The following is a 14641-nucleotide window of genomic DNA, read 5'->3' on the forward strand; positions in this document are numbered from 1 at the left end:
TGTCTGGCATGACTTCCGGCGGGTCGCTGGTGTTCGACCGGGACTCGCGCCCCGGTTCCCCCCATCACCCTGCCGCCTCGCTGTCTTCCTTGTCTGCCTTATCTGCCTTGATAGCGGGCGGCGTCCTTGCGGGCCGTACCGAGCTTTCCGTAAAGGCGCCCCCCCGGGCACTCGGTCGCGAACCCGTCCCGGTGGCCGGAGATCACGTGCAGTCGTACCTTCTTACCTTTTGGGTAGAGATTGCCACCACCCGAAGTGAGGTATGTCTTGCCATTCGGGTTCGCCCCGTAAAGACCGAGTTTCCAGGCTGTTAGTTGCGCGATCCCCTTGACCGCCACCGCGGGCGGCTTGGTGGTCGTGTAGCTGCCGAGGACCGCGATGCCCGTGCTGTTCGTGTTGAAACCGAGGGTGTGGGCACCCATGACGGCCTTCGCGACACCACCCGCGCGCCCCTCGTAGATGTTTCCGCACTTGTCGACGAGGAAGTTGTAGCCGATGTCCCGCCAGCCGCTGCTCACCACGTGGTAGCGGTAGATACTGCGGATGACGGAAGGGGCCTGCGCACACTTGTAGTTGTTGCCGGACGCCGTGTGGTGCACGAAGGCCGCGCCGACCCGCGTGGTGTAGCGGAAGTCGCGCTCGCGCAGCTTCTCGTCGGCGCCCCAGCCGGCCCTGGTGACGATCTTCGGTCGCGGCCCGATGTACGGCTTGGCGCCGGGCGCCACGTTCGCCAGCCGCTCCACCGTCTCCTTGCGCGACAGCGCCGGGATCGTGGTGGCGCCGAGCGGCGCGAGATCGGCGTTGACGGCGGAGGCGGCGGCCGACTCGGCGGTCAGCGTGCCCAGGCGCGGGGTGTCCACGGTACCGACCGGCGGGGGTTCCGCCGCCGCCTGCCCGGCTCCCGTCAGGGCCTGCGGGCCCGCAGCGCCCTCCGGGACGCCGGAGCCCGGGTCGACCAGCTCCAGACGTAGGCCGTCCGGGAGCATCTGGACGCCCGGAGCGGTCGTACGGCCCTGGGTCTCGGCGCGTACGCGCACCTCGACGCCGTCCGACTCGCCGACCCACAGCGGGGCGGTGGAGCCGCGCACACGGCCCGAGGAGCGCTCGGCGGTGTCCGGGTCGGCGGCGTGCTCGTGGTTGTGGGTCTCGACGTCCTGCCAGCCGGACCAGCGGGAGGTGTCCTTGGCGCGGGTACGGACCTGGACGCGGCCCTGGAGTTCGGTGTCCGGGTTGTCCCAGACGACACCGACCAGCGAGAAGGACCGTACGTCCCGCTTGCCGAGGCCCTGTTCGGCGGCGGCCGGACCGAGGTTCCGGTCCGCGCCGAGGGCGACGAGGGGGAGCGACTGGGTGCCGCCGGACGCGGGCGCGAGCGCGAGCGGGCCTGTCGGGGCGATCCGCGCCGGGGCCAGGGGTGCGGTGGAGGACGAGTCCGTCGGGGTCGCCGCGGATGCCGTCGCCGGGAGTGCCGCCGGGAGGGCGAGGGCCGCCGCGCAGGTGACGCCGATCGAGGACGCGAGGAATCGTGATCTACGCATGTGTCCGATCCTGGACATAGTCATACATGTCTGTCCATCGCGGAATTGACGGGTCGTCGGCCGCGCTCCGCCGAACCGGTGGCGATTCCGGTCCGCCCGGACACGGCGGGCGAACGGTCCCCGCGTACGCTTACGCGGGTGAACGCCACCGACCGCACCCCTGCCGACCTGCTGCGATCCGCGCTGGCCGCGGATCCCGCCCGCCCCCTGGTGACCTTCTACGACGACGCCACGGGCGAGCGGGTCGAATTGTCCGTGGCCACCTTCGCCAATTGGGTGGCCAAGACCGCGAACCTCCTTCAGGGCGAGCTGTCCGCCGAGCCGGGCGACCGGGTCGCGCTGCTGCTGCCGGCGCACTGGCAGACGGCGGTGTGGCTGCTGGCGTGTTCGTCGGTGGGGGTGGTCGCCGAGGTCGCCGGGGACCCCGGGGCCGCCGACATCGTGGTGAGCGGGCCGGACACGCTGGACGCGGCCCGCGCGTGCTCCGGGGAGCGGGTCGCGCTCGCGCTGCGGCCCCTCGGCGGGCGGTTCCCGCAGGCCCCCTCGGGGTTCGCCGACTACGCCGTCGAGGTGCCGTCGCAGGGCGACCGGTTCGTGGCGTACGCGCCCGTCTCCCCCGAGGAGGCGGCTTTGGTCGTGGCCGGGCGGGAGTTCAGCGGGGCGGAGGTCGTGGAGCGGGCGCGCGCGGACGCGGGTGGCCTCGGGCTGACGGGGCCGGGGTCCCGGGTGTTGTCGGGGTTGGGGTACGACACGTGGGAGGGGCTTGCGGCCGGGTTGTACGGGCCGCTCGCCAGTGGGGGGTCCGTGGTGCTGTGCCGACATCTCGGGCAGTTGGGGGAGGACGCGCTGGCCAAGCGGATCGAGAGTGAGCGGGTCACTTCGGTTTCGCGGTGATGGGGTGACTTGAAGACGCGGTGACGTCGCGGGTGGGGCGGTCGTACGGCGGCTGCGGGGCCGGTATGGCTTTTCGCGCAGTTCCCCGCGCCCCTCAAGGGCAGGTCAGCCCCCTCTTCACAAGGCACCCGTCCCCCGTTCGGCCTAGTCCCGGCCGCCCCCTCGGGCCCGCTGGCGCCATCGTCGTAGGAGCAACGACTCGCTCGTACGCCGTGAGGGGTGGCCGGAAATGGACGACGTCGGAGGCAGGGCGCGTGGCCTGGGGCCCGGTGTGGGGGGAACGCCCACCGGGGTCGGGCTCAGGCGTCGGCGCCGGCGGCGGTGGGCGCGGTGGGTGGGCGGCGGGACCGTGCTGGTGGTCGTCGCGGCCCTCGGGGCGGGGTGGGTGGCGTACCGGAAGCTGGACGGGAACATCACCTCGGACCGGACGGCGGCGGACGAGCTGGCGCGCTACGAGAAGGAGCGGCCGACCGCGCTGGTGCGGGGCGCGCAGAACATCCTGGTGATCGGGTCGGACTCGCGGTCGGGCGACGGGAACGCCGAGTACGGGCGGGATTCGGGCACCGAGCGGTCGGACACCACGATCCTGCTGCATCTCGCGGCGGACCGGCGCAGCGCGACCGCGGTGTCGCTGCCACGGGATCTGATGGTGGATGTGCCGAGTTGCCGGCGGCCGGACGGAAGTCGCACCGAACCGGTGTTCACCATGTTCAACTACGCGTTCCAGAGCGGTGGTTCCGCCTGCACCATTCGGACGGTCGAGCGGATGACCGACATTCGTATCGACCATCACGTCGTCGTGGACTTCAGCGGCTTCAAGGAGATGGTCGACGCCGTCGACGGGGTCGACGTGTGCCTCACCGAACCCATTCACGACAAGCAGGCCAAACTGCGCCTTCCCGCGGGCAAGGTGAAGCTCGACGGCGAGCAGGCGCTGGGGTATGTGCGGGCCCGTAAGTCGATCGGGGACGGCAGCGACACCGAACGGATGGACCGGCAGCAGCGATTCCTCGCGGCGCTGGCCACGAAGGTGCGCAGCAATGGCGTCCTGCTGAATCCGGTGAAGCTGTATCCGGTGCTCGACGCGGCCACGTCATCGCTCACCACGGACCCGGGACTGGCGAGCCTGCGCGGGCTCTACGACCTTGTGCGCGGGCTGAGAACGATCCCCATGGAAAAGGTGCAGTTCCTGACCGTTCCACGGAAGTCATATGCGTACGACGCCAATCGTGATGAGCTCGTCGAACCGGCCGCGCGGACCCTATTCGCGCGACTGCGCGCCGACGCGCCGCTGGCGGTCGCGGGGGAACTCCCCGAGGGGATGCGGGAAGGGGATACGGAAGAGCTTTCGGGAAGCCTCTCCGGAGCCCCGGATCCGATGCCGACTTTCCGCGGCAGTACGGCCGCCGAGGAGGACTGCGGGTGACCTGGACAGGGCCCTCCAGGTAAAACCCACGTCAACACAAGGAACAAATGCTCTAGGAAATGGGCAGATTGCCCAGTTGTAGGGACGTGCAATTTGTCACCGCCGTCGCTTGGCGCCTGATCGTGCGGCTAGTGTGAGCGATCCGGTGCGTCAGGCCTTCTCGGTCGCGCACCACTTGCATCGAGACCCGAGCGTCTTTTGAGGGGGAAGGCGCCGCGTGGCCCCGACGGAGGAATCAGACAACCGTGGACGCGCAAGGCCGTGGGCGGGCGGACGACATCGACCCCGCAGACCAGTGGGTACTCAACCCGAGCACCGGTGAATACGAACTGCGACTGAGTCCTTCCGCACCGCAATCGGCGGTGCCGAGGCCGCGCCGGGCCGCGGCGGCGGGGACCAGGGCGACGACGGGCGCCACCGCGCGTTCGGCCTCCGCGGGCACGGACACCCGGGAGATCCCCGACACGCTGCCGGGACCCCGGCGTCGGCGCGGCGCGCCCGAGGAGGACCCGCTGCCGGGCCGCCGGAGCGGCCGGGGCAAGACCAAGCCCAAGAAGTCGACGGGCAAGCGGATACTGGTGTGGACGGGCGGCACGCTGGCGTTCCTGCTGGTCGGGATCAGTACCGCGGGCTACCTGTACTACCAGCACCTCAACAACAACATCCAGAAGATCTCGGACGACGGCGCGAGCACCGGCGGCTTCAGCAAGGACCGGGCGATCAACCTGCTGGTGATCGGCACGGACAAGCGGACCGGCACGGGCAACACCAAGTACGGCGACGCGGAGAGCGTCGGACACGCGGACACCACGATCCTGCTGCACGTCTCCAAGGACCGTTCGAACGCGACCGCGATGAGCATCCCGCGCGACATGATCGTGGACGTGCCGGAGTGCCCGACGACGCAGGAGGACGGCTCGACGAAGGACATCGCGGCCACGTCCAACGTCCGGTTCAACACGAGCCTCGGCCAGTACGGCCGCACCCCGAGCTGCACCATGCGTACGGTGGAAGAGCTGACCGGGATCAAGTCCGACCACTTCATGGTCGCCGACTTCAACGCGGTGAAGACGCTCTCCACGGCCATCGGCGGTGTCGAGGTCTGTCTGGCGAAGGACATCAAGGACTCCAAGTCCAAGCTGGACCTCAGCGCCGGCAAGCACACCATCGAGGGCGAGGAGGCGCTGGCGTTCCTGCGCACCCGCTACAGCGTGGGCCTCGGCAGCGACCTGAGCCGGATCGAGCTGCAGCAGCAGTTCCTCAGCTCGATGATCCGGCAGATGAAGTCCAAGGACACGCTGACCGACCCGACGAAGGTGCTGGACCTCGCGGAGGCCGCGACCAGCGCGCTGTCCGTCGACTCCAAGATCTCCGACATCAAGAAGCTGGCCTCGCTCGGCCAGGAGGTCGGCAAGGTCAAGACGAAGAACATCACCTTCACCACCGTCCCGGTCATCGACAACACCGACGGCGCGACCGTGCTGCCCAAGCCGCAGAGCGCCGAGGACCTCTTCGAGACCATCAGGAACGACGTCTCGCTCACCGAGGTGAAGAAGCAGGCCAAGGAGAAGGAGGCCGCGAAGCTCAAGGGCACGCGCGCCGACGCCTCCGAGGTCCGGGTCAGCGTCTACAACGGCGGCGCCGAGGCGGGCAGCGCACAGGCCACTCTCAACTGGCTGCAGAATGATGTCGGCGTGACCAAGTCGAGCCAGCTCGGCAACGCCGACAAGACGTTGAAGAAGACGACCCTCGCGTACGACCCCGACCAGGCCGACCAGGCGCGCAAGCTGGCCGATCTGATGGGGCTGTCCGCGTCCGCGCTGAAGCCCGGCGAGGGCAACAGCGAGACCAACTCCCAGGGCCTGCCCTCGATGGTGCTGACCCTGGGCGAGGACTTCAAGGGCGCCGGGGTGTCGCTGAGCGCGACATCGGCGGCGGACCTGGACGTCGAGAAGAACACCGCGGACAAGGAAAAGTGCGCCAGTTGATGACCTGAGGGGGTCATGGCGCGTCTTACCGGACGCGAGTGCGGTTCGGGGCGATACACCACTGACGGCTGCCGGTCGGGCGCGAGGACGCGCCCGGCCGGTCGGTTCTCCGTGCCTTCGCCATGTCATCCGGCGCCATGTCATCCGGCCGGAACACATGACGCGTTCAACAGAACATGAGTACATCCGAGTTGGGGTCTCGACAGTCCAACAGGAGGCGGGGACGGCCCCGCCACGGCAGGGTGGGGAGGGGCAGGGAGATGGTACGGAGTGACGTGCGCGGGGACGGGGGGCGACCGCGCGTCGATGGACCCGGCGAGGACGGGGACCTGGAACCGCGGGAGGAGTCGTCCGGCTCGGACGACGACGCGGATGTCAGAGTCCCCGAGCAGGGCGGACGGAAGCGCCGGAACGGTGGTGACGGCGCCGGCGGCGACGGCGGTGGGCGGGGGCGCGCGAAGACCGCCGGGAGACCCCGGCGCAGACGGGCGCTGCGCTGGTCGGCGACAGTGCTGGCGGTCGTGATACTCGGCACCGCCGGTGCCGGCTATCTCTACTACGAGCACCTCAACGGCAACATCAAGAAGGAGAAGCTGAACCTCGGCGACACGAAGATCGCCGAGCCGACGCCGAACGCGGCCGGCCAGACCCCGCTGAACATCCTGCTCATCGGCTCGGACGCACGGGACACCGCGGAGAACCAGAAGCTCGGCGGCGCCAAGGACACCTTCGACGGCCCGCCGCTGGCCGACGTCCAGATGCTGCTGCACCTGTCCGCCGACCGCAGCAACATGTCGGTCGTCAGCATGCCCCGCGACACCCTGCTCGACATCCCCAAGTGCACCGACCCGGACAGCGGCGAGGAGTACGGGGCGCTCACGAACACGATGACCAACCAGTCGCTGGAGCGCGGCGGTCCCGGCTGCACGGTCGCCACCTGGCAGGAGCTGACCGGGATCCGCATCGACCACTTCATGATGGTCGACTTCTCCGGAGTGGTGTCGATGGCCGACGCCATCGGCGGTGTACCGGTGTGCGTGACCGACAACATCTACTCGCACACCAGCGCGGGCAAGGGCTCGGGGCTGAAGCTGGAGAAGGGCACCACGTACATCAAGGGCAAGCAGGCCCTGCAGTGGCTGCGCACCCGGTACGGCTTCGAGGACGGCAGCGACATCGCGCGGGCCAAGGCGCAGCACCAGTACATGAACGCGATGGTCCGTGAGCTGCGCGAGAACGCGACGATCACCAACCCGAACAAGCTGCGCAACCTGGCCGAGGAGGCCACGAAGGCGCTCACCGTCGACGAGAGCCTGGGCACGGTGACCAAGCTCTACGACCTCAGCACCGAGCTGCGCAAGGTCGAGCCGGCCCGGATCACGATGACGACGATGCCGTACACCTACGTCGGTGCCCGCGTCGTGCCCAAGGAGGGCGACGCGGAGAAGCTGTTCCGGCTGGTGCGCGAGGACATCGCGCTGGACGGCAAGGACAAGAAGAAGACCACCACCGAGGACGCGACCTCCGACGACCCGGCGGCGGCGAAGGACGAGATCGGGGTGCTGGTGCAGAACGGCACCATGACCTCCACGCTCGCCCCGGTCGGCGGACGCGCGCACACGGTGTCGCAGCTGCTGGTCGAGGAGGGCTTCGCCAAGTCCTCGTCCGACGCGACCACGGCGACCACCGAGGACAAGACGGTCGTGCGCTATCCGAGCGCCGAACTGGAGGGCGACGCCCAGGCGGTCGCCGAGGCCCTCGGCATCCCGCTGAGCCAGGTGGAGAAGTCCACGAACGTCTCCGGTGTCACGCTCGTCGTCGGCGCCGACTGGCGCGAGGGGACCACGTACAAGGCCGTGAAGGAGGACGACACGACTCCCGAGTCGGCGGACGCCCTCAACGGCGCGAACAAGAAGGCGTGCATGGAGGTCGACCCCTCCTTCACCTGGTAACCGGCGCCCCGGGGCGCGCCCCGGCCGCCCCGTGCACGAGCCGGGCCCCTCTCGATCAGGAGAGGGGCCCGGCTCGTGCGCGCGTACGGCGTTCGCGGTCAGCTCTCGGCCAGGACCGCCGGGCGGCGGGAGGCGATGACCTTCTTCGCCAGGGACCGGGGGCTGGTGAGGAAGCCGAAGCCCCAGGACATGTGCATGGTGGCGAGGGCGACCGGGATCTGGAGGCGGGCCCTGAGCGGCAGCCCCTTGCCCGCCGGGACCGAGCCCGCGACGATCGCCGCGAGATAGCCGCCGGGGACGACGAAACCGAGCGGGGTCAGCAGGGCACCCACCAGGACACCGGCCACGATCGCGCACACCGCGGTCGGCGGGGCGAGATAGCGCAGGTTGATGGAGCCCTCGTGGTAGCGGGCGACGACATGCCGCCAGCGCCCGTAGTCCTTGTACTGCTTGGCGAGCGCCTTCACGCTGGGCCGGGGCCGGTACGACACCCGCAGCTCGGGCGAGAACCAGATGAGGCCGCCCGCCTCGCGGATGCGGAAGTTCAGCTCCCAGTCCTGGGCGCGGATGAACTCCACGTTGTAGCCGCCCTGCCGCTCCAGCGCCTCGCGCCGGAAGACACCCAGGTAGACGGTCTCGGCCGGAGCCGCCTGCCCGCCCGTGTGGAAGGCGGCGTTGCCGACGCCGATCTTCGAGGTCATGGCGGCGGCGACCGCGTGCTCCCAGTCGTTCTCGCCCTCGGCGTGCATGATGCCGCCGACGTTCTGCGCGCCGGTCTCCTCCAGGAGCCGTACGGCGGTGGCGATGTAGTTCGGCGAGAGGATGCCGTGGCCGTCGACGCGGACCACGATCGGGTGGCGGGAGGCCTTGATCGCGGCGTTGAGCGCGGCGGGCGTACGCCCCGTCGGGTTCGGGACGGTGTGCACGCGCGGGTCTTCGGCGACGAGCTCGGCGGCGATCTCGTCCGTGCGGTCCCTGGAGGGACCGAGGGCGATCACGACCTCCATCTCGCCGGCGTACTCCTGCGCGAGGATCGCTTGGACGGCTCCGCGCAGATGCCGCTCCTCGTCAAGGACGGGCATGATCACGGACACGGCGGGGAGCCGCACATCGGGCTTGGCGTTCATAGGGGCCTCACGTTACCGCGAACGGGGGACACGAACGCGCGCCGCCCGGTCGCGTGCGCGGGGCACGGATCCCGGGACCCTACGGTGCTCAAGGCTCTCTGTCTTCTCTTTGTCTTCTCTCTGTCTTCTCTCTCCTCTTCTCCCCCTTCCCCTGACCGGTCCCGCGGAGGTGTCCCCCGTGTCCACGCCGCCCCGCCGCCCAGCCCGTCCGCAACAGCCCCGGCCCCCCGTGCGTCCCCGGCGGGGGGGCTGGGCCATGCGGGCGGTGACCACGCTCTCGGTGGTGGTGCTGGCCGCCGCGGGCATCGGGCACGCGGTGGTGACCCGGCTGGACAACGAGATCACCCGGGTCGACGCCTTCAAGGACATGAAGAACCGCCCCGAGGCGGGCCACGGCATGAACGTCCTGCTGGTCGGCACCGACGGCCGCGACCGGATCAGCGAGGAGGAGCGGCGCAAGTACCGGCTGGGCGGCGCGCCCTGCCACTGCACGGACACGATGATGATCGTGCACATCTCGGAGGACCGGGAGCGCGCGAGCGTCGTGAGCCTGCCGCGCGACTCGTACGCGGAGATCCCCGAGCACACCGACCGCACCACCGGGAAGACCCACCCGGCGCACCCGGTCAAGCTGAACGCGGCCTACGCGGAGGGCGGGCCGCAGCTCACCGTGCGCACGGTCGAGCACATGACCAAGGTGAAGATCGACCACTACGTCGAGGTCGACTTCACCAGCTTCATGCGGACCGTGGACGTCCTCGGCGGCGTCCGGATCTGCACCACCCGCCCGCTCAAAGACGCGTACACCGGCCTCGACCTCCCCGCCGGCACCCATGACCTGGACGGCGGCCAGGCCCTCCAGTACGTCCGCTCCCGGCACGCCGACGGCTCCTCCGACCTCGGCCGGATGAAGCGGCAGCAGCGTTTCATGGCGTCCCTGATGTCCCAGGCCACCTCCTCCGGTGTGCTGCTCAACCCGATGAAGTTCCGTGACATCACCCAGGCCGTCCTCGGCTCCGTGCGCGCCGACAAGGAGTTCGGCACCGGTGAGCTGATCGACCTCGGCCGCGCGATGCGGAACCTCACACCGGCGTCCTCGGAGTTCACCACCGTGCCGATCGGGCGCATGGGGTACGCCGTGGAGGGCATCGGCTCGACGCTCAAGTGGGACGACGCCAAGTCCGCCCGGCTCTTCGGGGCCCTGCGCGACGACCGCCCCCTCGCCCCGTTCAAGGCGCGCGGCACGTACGCCGTCGTCGACGTGGCCCCGCAGCAGATCCGGGTGCAGGTCGAGAACGGCACCGCCGTCGCCGGCCTCGGCAGGAAGGTGGACCGTGAGCTGGCCGCGACCGGCTTCCGCACCACGAGGATCCCGGTGAACGCCCCGCGGCAGAACGTCACCCGCACCGTCGTCCTCTACGACCCCCGCTGGGACCGCTCCGCCCGCTCCCTGGCCGCCGCCCTCCCCGGCTCGGAACTCCGCCCGGTCCGCGCCCAGGGCCCCACCCTCCGGGTGATCGCCGGCACGGACTTCGAGGGCGTACGCAAGGTGCGCGCCGAGGACCCGGAGCAGGGCGAGTCGGGAGTGGTACGGGGCGACCAGGTGTCGTGCGCCTGAGAAGACCCGCCGCTGTTCGACTTGAGTGCGATTTGTGTCAGCTTGGCAACAGCACTGCCCTGGTTTTTCGTCGACCCTTGTAAAGGACATAGCCGGACCCGGCACACTGGGGCGCATGAACGATTGGCCCGAGGGATGGTCCGGCAACAACCGCGGCGGCGACTACGCCCAGCCCGATGGACCGCGTGTGATGCGCCAGGTCCGTCGCGGCCCGTCGGCACCCCCTCAGGGTGGCGTGCCCCAGCAGCCCGCGTACGGCGACTCGTACAGCGACGGCTACGGCAACAACGGCTCCGACCAGTACGGCGGCGGCCACAACAGCGACTACAACACCGGCCAGGTGTACGGCGGTGGCTCCGGCGGTGACGGCTACGGCGGCGGCCGGGGCGAGCGTCCCGCGCCGAACTGGCGGCGTCGTATCAAGCTCACGGCGATCACGGTCACCGTGGTGGTGCTGGCGACGACGATCGGCACGTACTTCTGGGCCGACTCCAAGCTGAACCGCGAGGTCGACCTGTCGAAGGTCATCGACCGGCCGGAGGCGGGCGACGGCACCAACTATCTGATCGTCGGCTCCGACAGCCGTGAGGGCCTGTCCGACGAGCAGAAGAAGGAACTCCACACCGGGTCCGCCGACGGCAAGCGCACGGACTCGATGATGATCCTGCACACCGGTTCGAACGGCCCGACGCTGATATCGCTGCCGCGTGACTCCAACGTCGAGATCCCGACGTTCGTCGGCTCCGAGTCCGGCAAGACCTTCAAGGGCACCGGCCGCCAGGTGAAGCTGAACGCGGCGTACGCGGAGGACGGGCCCGAGCTGCTGGTCCGTACCGTCGAGGCCAACACGGGGCTGCACATCGACCACTATGTGGAGATCGGCTTCGCGGGCTTCGCGAACATCGTCGACGCGGTCGGCGGCGTGGAGATCGACATCCCCAAGGGCGGGATGAAGGACACCAAGTCCGGCGCGAACTTCGAGGCGGGCAAGCAGACCCTGAACGGCGAGCAGTCCCTCGCCTTCGTCCGCACCCGCTACGCCCTCGCGCGCAGCGACCTGGACCGTACGAAGAACCAGCAGAAGTTCCTCGCGGCCCTCGCCGGCCAGACGGCGACGCCGAGCACGGTGCTGAACCCGTTCAAGCTGTACCCGACGATGAGCGCCGGTCTGGACACCCTGATCGTCGACAAGGACATGAGCCTGTTCGACCTGGCCGCCATGTTCTGGGCGATGAAGGGCGTGACGGGCGGCGACGGCAAGTCGATGAACATGCCGATCTCGGGCAACGCCGCCAACGGCAATCTCCAGTGGGACACCGCGAAGGTGAAGCAGCTGGTGGAGCAGTTGAAGAACGACGAGACGGTGACGGTGTCGAGCGACTGACCCCGTCGAACAACCGGCTGAGGGGCATCCCGTGACGGGGTGCCCCTCAGTCGTGCGACGGGTGGTGTCAGGCGGTCGCGCCCGCCATCGTCCGGCACGTCTGCGAGCAGCGGCGACACGCTTCCGCACAGCGCATCATCTGCTGATCGTCCGGCATGGACATACACGCCTCGGCGCACATGTCACAGGCGCGGGCGCACATCGCGCACATCTCGGCGGACAGCGGCGAGCGGCGCATCATCATGTCCGCGCACATACGGGTCATCTCGGCGCAGTCCATCAGGGCGCGCATGATCTGCATCTGGGCCTGGCCGCCGGCCTGCATGCAGGAGCTCATGGTCTCCTCGCACACGCTGTGGCAGGTCATGCAGGCGTCGACGCAGTCCTGCATCTCCTTGCTCATGGCGGTCATGGCTCCGGTGTGCTGCGTCATGGCTCCTCCTGGGGGTGGTGGGAGTGTGCGGGATCCGGGACCGGACCCCGCACTTCCGTCCTACGCCTCCCCGCCCCCGTCCGCCACCGCGTCGGAGGGGGTTGTTACGGCAGGTTGCGCGCCATGACGATGCGCTGGACCTGGTTGGTGCCCTCATAAATCTGGGTGCTTTACAGGCCATATGACCCTGACCTGTACGGAGACCCCTCCCAGAGGGGGTGTCCCCAGCATTTCCCCATGATCGTCAGCAGTCTGCGCAGGCAGGAGGCCCGCTGGAGGCACCCCACCAGTCGCGCGGTATACGAGCAGACTGGGCTCGGGTTACGCGGTTTCCCGTTCCGTCAATCGTGATCGCTTGACCGGTGCGCCCGGCCCTCGGGAGCATCAACCCAGATGCGGGGTACTGGCAGCGGCACGGGAGAGGGGAACCCAGACCATGAAGATCACCAAACTGGTCAGCACGTGCGACATCAAGGATTGCCCGACGATCTACGCTACGGATCGCGGCACCTTCCTGGTACAGGGCGAGACGCCAACCGATCACGGGCTTCAGATTCCCGCGCACGAAACCCTGGTCGAGATTCCGATGGAACTGATCCAGAAGGCCATCCGTGACAACCTCATCTAGGAGCCTCGTCGACCTCTTCGACGCGTTCGAGCGCGAGGCATTCCGACTGGAGACCCTGGACGACTACAGCAAGTCTGGGAGCGTCGACGCCTATCAGGCATTCCTGGCCGGGGAGCCACAGCCGGACGACTACAACGCAGGATGGGTCGAAGAACTACGCTCGCACACCGAGAAGGGGAAGCGCGTATACCGGGTCCATATCCTGTCCCGCCCACTCACGGACTATCTTAGGTTCGAACTCGGCTGGGGCTACCACAAGAACGTGAGCGGGGGCGAAGAGTTCTTCATCCTCGACATCACCGACAAGCCCAACCCCTTGCAGGACGTTCCGGATTTCTGGTTCTTCGACTCCGAATCCGTGACCGTGATGAACTACGACGGAAGCGGAAAGTACCTGGGTTCGAAAGTGCTACCTCCGGAACGAACAGCGGAATTCACGCGGTACCGTGACGCGGCTCTCGCGCACGCGGAACCGTTCACAGAATGGTGGGCCAAGTACGGGACGTGAACAGAGCACAGCTTGGCGCCGCGCTGCGGGCGCTGCGAGCGGCATCCGGCAAGGAAGCCAAAGCGGTGGCCCGCAGCGCCCTCATGTCTCCTTCCAAACTGTCCAAGATCGAGAATGCGAAGCTGCCGCCCAGCGCGACGGATGTAGAGCGCATCCTGACCGCCATCGGCGTCTCGGACGAGGTCAAGGCGGAGTACGCGGAAGCCGCACGCGCGTCAGCGACAGAAGCGACGGCGTGGCGCCTGCTCAAGCGGATCGGGGTCCACAAAGGCCAGCAGGCCGCCAAGGCCCTGGAAGCCCAGATGTCTGTACTGCGGCTGTTTCAACCCGCGCTCGTTCCGGGCCTGCTCCAGACTCCCGAGTACATCCGGGCCATTCTGCAACGCCACAACATGAGTGAAGACGCACTCACGCGAACAATCAATGGGCGACTTGAACGGCAGGCAGTTCTCTACGACAACGCAAAGTCGCTACGGTTCATCATCACCGAACCTGTTCTACGCTGGCGCATCGTGCGACCGCAGATGATGGCCGCTCAGCTTGACCGCATCGTCTCTATTTCGCGGCTTTCCCATGTGGACATCCGGATAGTCCCTCTACGGGCTCAGCAACACGACATCGCAAATCACGCCTTCGTCATCCGTGACCACAGCATGGTGACCGTTGAAACCGTCCATGCGGAAGTCGTCGTTACAGATCCGCGAGATGTGAGTCTCTACATTGATAAGTTCGAAGGATTCGAGCGAGCAGCACTGGCCGACGACGAAATGCGGGATCTGATCGACGGTATCCGCAACAAGTTTTTGCGAGAACAGGAAACAGGCTAGAGGTGCGATCGTGGCCCACCGAAGATGGGGGCCATGGTGAGCGAAAGCAGGGCGCATAGGACCGAAGCAGCTGGTCATCTGGGCAGCAGTGAGGCCCGACAGTTTCTCTCCCGTCTCTCCGCAGCATTCGGCGTCGGCGGGGTGCTCATGGTGCAGAAGAGCAACCCTGGCCCTGAAGGCGCGGACCTGGCGCCCGGTTCGGCTCTGCGCTGGCCCCGCTGTGAGTGCGGGAGCCCGAAGTGTCCTGACTACAAGGCCCCGCCGAGTCGGCCACCAGAAGGACTGAGCAGGAGAGTTGCCGAGGCCAACGCGCGGAGC

The 14641-nt window shown here is 68.5% G+C and carries 12 protein-coding genes; 9 read left to right on the forward strand and 3 right to left on the reverse strand.

Features of this window, described 5'->3' with window-relative positions; all coding sequences use genetic code 11:
* Positions 1–98: 98 nt before the first annotated feature.
* The gene (locus tag F9278_RS18580; protein ID WP_152173941.1) at positions 99–1556 is read right to left on the reverse strand and encodes a peptidoglycan recognition protein family protein; all 1458 of its coding nucleotides are present in this window, start codon (positions 1554–1556) and stop codon (positions 99–101) included.
* Positions 1557–1676: 120 nt separating this feature from the next.
* Here F9278_RS18580 and F9278_RS18585 point away from each other — a divergent pair, with 120 nt between their 5' ends.
* The 4 genes from F9278_RS18585 (at position 1677) to F9278_RS18600 (ending at position 7798) form a co-directional block, all read left to right on the forward strand.
* Positions 1677–2432: a TIGR03089 family protein gene (locus F9278_RS18585; RefSeq protein ID WP_152169370.1), complete on the forward strand. Its 756-nt coding sequence runs from the start codon at positions 1677–1679 to the stop codon at positions 2430–2432.
* Between the two features lie 229 nt (positions 2433–2661).
* The gene (locus F9278_RS18590; RefSeq protein WP_152169371.1) at positions 2662–3858 is read left to right on the forward strand and encodes an LCP family protein; all 1197 of its coding nucleotides are present in this window, start codon (positions 2662–2664) and stop codon (positions 3856–3858) included.
* 245 nt (positions 3859–4103) lie between these two features.
* Positions 4104–5846: an LCP family protein gene (locus tag F9278_RS18595; protein ID WP_152169372.1), complete on the forward strand. Its 1743-nt coding sequence runs from the start codon at positions 4104–4106 to the stop codon at positions 5844–5846.
* Between the two features lie 260 nt (positions 5847–6106).
* A complete protein-coding gene (locus tag F9278_RS18600; RefSeq protein ID WP_152169373.1) occupies positions 6107–7798 on the forward strand; it encodes an LCP family protein in 1692 nt (563 codons plus the stop codon).
* 98 nt (positions 7799–7896) lie between these two features.
* Here the strand turns inward: F9278_RS18600 and F9278_RS18605 are convergent, their stop codons facing one another.
* The gene (locus tag F9278_RS18605) at positions 7897–8925 is read right to left on the reverse strand and encodes a glycosyltransferase family 2 protein (protein ID WP_152169374.1); all 1029 of its coding nucleotides are present in this window, start codon (positions 8923–8925) and stop codon (positions 7897–7899) included.
* A gap of 178 nt (positions 8926–9103) precedes the next feature.
* On the opposite strand from F9278_RS18605, the gene F9278_RS18610 reads away from it, so the two are divergent.
* The gene (locus F9278_RS18610) at positions 9104–10543 is read left to right on the forward strand and encodes an LCP family protein (RefSeq protein ID WP_450372217.1); all 1440 of its coding nucleotides are present in this window, start codon (positions 9104–9106) and stop codon (positions 10541–10543) included.
* Between the two features lie 115 nt (positions 10544–10658).
* A complete protein-coding gene (locus F9278_RS18615; protein ID WP_193241541.1) occupies positions 10659–11927 on the forward strand; it encodes an LCP family protein in 1269 nt (422 codons plus the stop codon).
* 67 nt (positions 11928–11994) lie between these two features.
* Here F9278_RS18615 and F9278_RS18620 read toward each other — a convergent pair whose 3' ends face one another.
* The gene (locus tag F9278_RS18620; protein ID WP_152169376.1) at positions 11995–12360 is read right to left on the reverse strand and encodes a four-helix bundle copper-binding protein; all 366 of its coding nucleotides are present in this window, start codon (positions 12358–12360) and stop codon (positions 11995–11997) included.
* Between the two features lie 436 nt (positions 12361–12796).
* On the opposite strand from F9278_RS18620, the gene F9278_RS18625 reads away from it, so the two are divergent.
* From F9278_RS18625 to F9278_RS18635, 3 genes are read left to right on the forward strand one after another with little or no spacing between them, the layout of a single operon-like run.
* Positions 12797–12988 (forward strand): hypothetical protein, encoded by a 192-nt coding sequence (locus F9278_RS18625; protein WP_152169377.1) that lies wholly within the window; start codon positions 12797–12799, stop codon positions 12986–12988.
* On the forward strand, positions 12972–13496 hold the full coding sequence (locus F9278_RS18630; RefSeq protein ID WP_152169378.1) for a DUF6879 family protein: 525 nt from the start codon (positions 12972–12974) through the stop codon (positions 13494–13496). The genes F9278_RS18625 and F9278_RS18630 overlap by 17 nt, the downstream gene beginning before the upstream one ends.
* The gene (locus F9278_RS18635; protein ID WP_152169379.1) at positions 13493–14323 is read left to right on the forward strand and encodes a helix-turn-helix domain-containing protein; all 831 of its coding nucleotides are present in this window, start codon (positions 13493–13495) and stop codon (positions 14321–14323) included. The genes F9278_RS18630 and F9278_RS18635 overlap by 4 nt, the downstream gene beginning before the upstream one ends.
* Positions 14324–14641: the final 318 nt, after the last annotated feature.

The organism is Streptomyces phaeolivaceus (genome assembly GCF_009184865.1).
Classification (GTDB): domain Bacteria; phylum Actinomycetota; class Actinomycetes; order Streptomycetales; family Streptomycetaceae; genus Streptomyces; species Streptomyces phaeolivaceus.

What these genes read in the sequence shown, in the direction of transcription:
- F9278_RS18580 (WP_152173941.1), bottom strand. Translation starts at nt 1,556, where the DNA reads ATGTCCAGGATCGGACACATGCGTAGATCACGATTCCTCGCGTCCTCG.
- F9278_RS18590 (WP_152169371.1), top strand. Translation starts at nt 2,662, where the DNA reads ATGGACGACGTCGGAGGCAGGGCGCGTGGCCTGGGGCCCGGTGTGGGG.
- F9278_RS18600 (WP_152169373.1), top strand. Translation starts at nt 6,107, where the DNA reads ATGGTACGGAGTGACGTGCGCGGGGACGGGGGGCGACCGCGCGTCGAT.
- F9278_RS18605 (WP_152169374.1), bottom strand. Translation starts at nt 8,925, where the DNA reads ATGAACGCCAAGCCCGATGTGCGGCTCCCCGCCGTGTCCGTGATCATG.
- F9278_RS18615 (WP_193241541.1), top strand. Translation starts at nt 10,659, where the DNA reads ATGAACGATTGGCCCGAGGGATGGTCCGGCAACAACCGCGGCGGCGAC.
- F9278_RS18620 (WP_152169376.1), bottom strand. Translation starts at nt 12,360, where the DNA reads ATGACGCAGCACACCGGAGCCATGACCGCCATGAGCAAGGAGATGCAG.
- F9278_RS18625 (WP_152169377.1), top strand. Translation starts at nt 12,797, where the DNA reads ATGAAGATCACCAAACTGGTCAGCACGTGCGACATCAAGGATTGCCCG.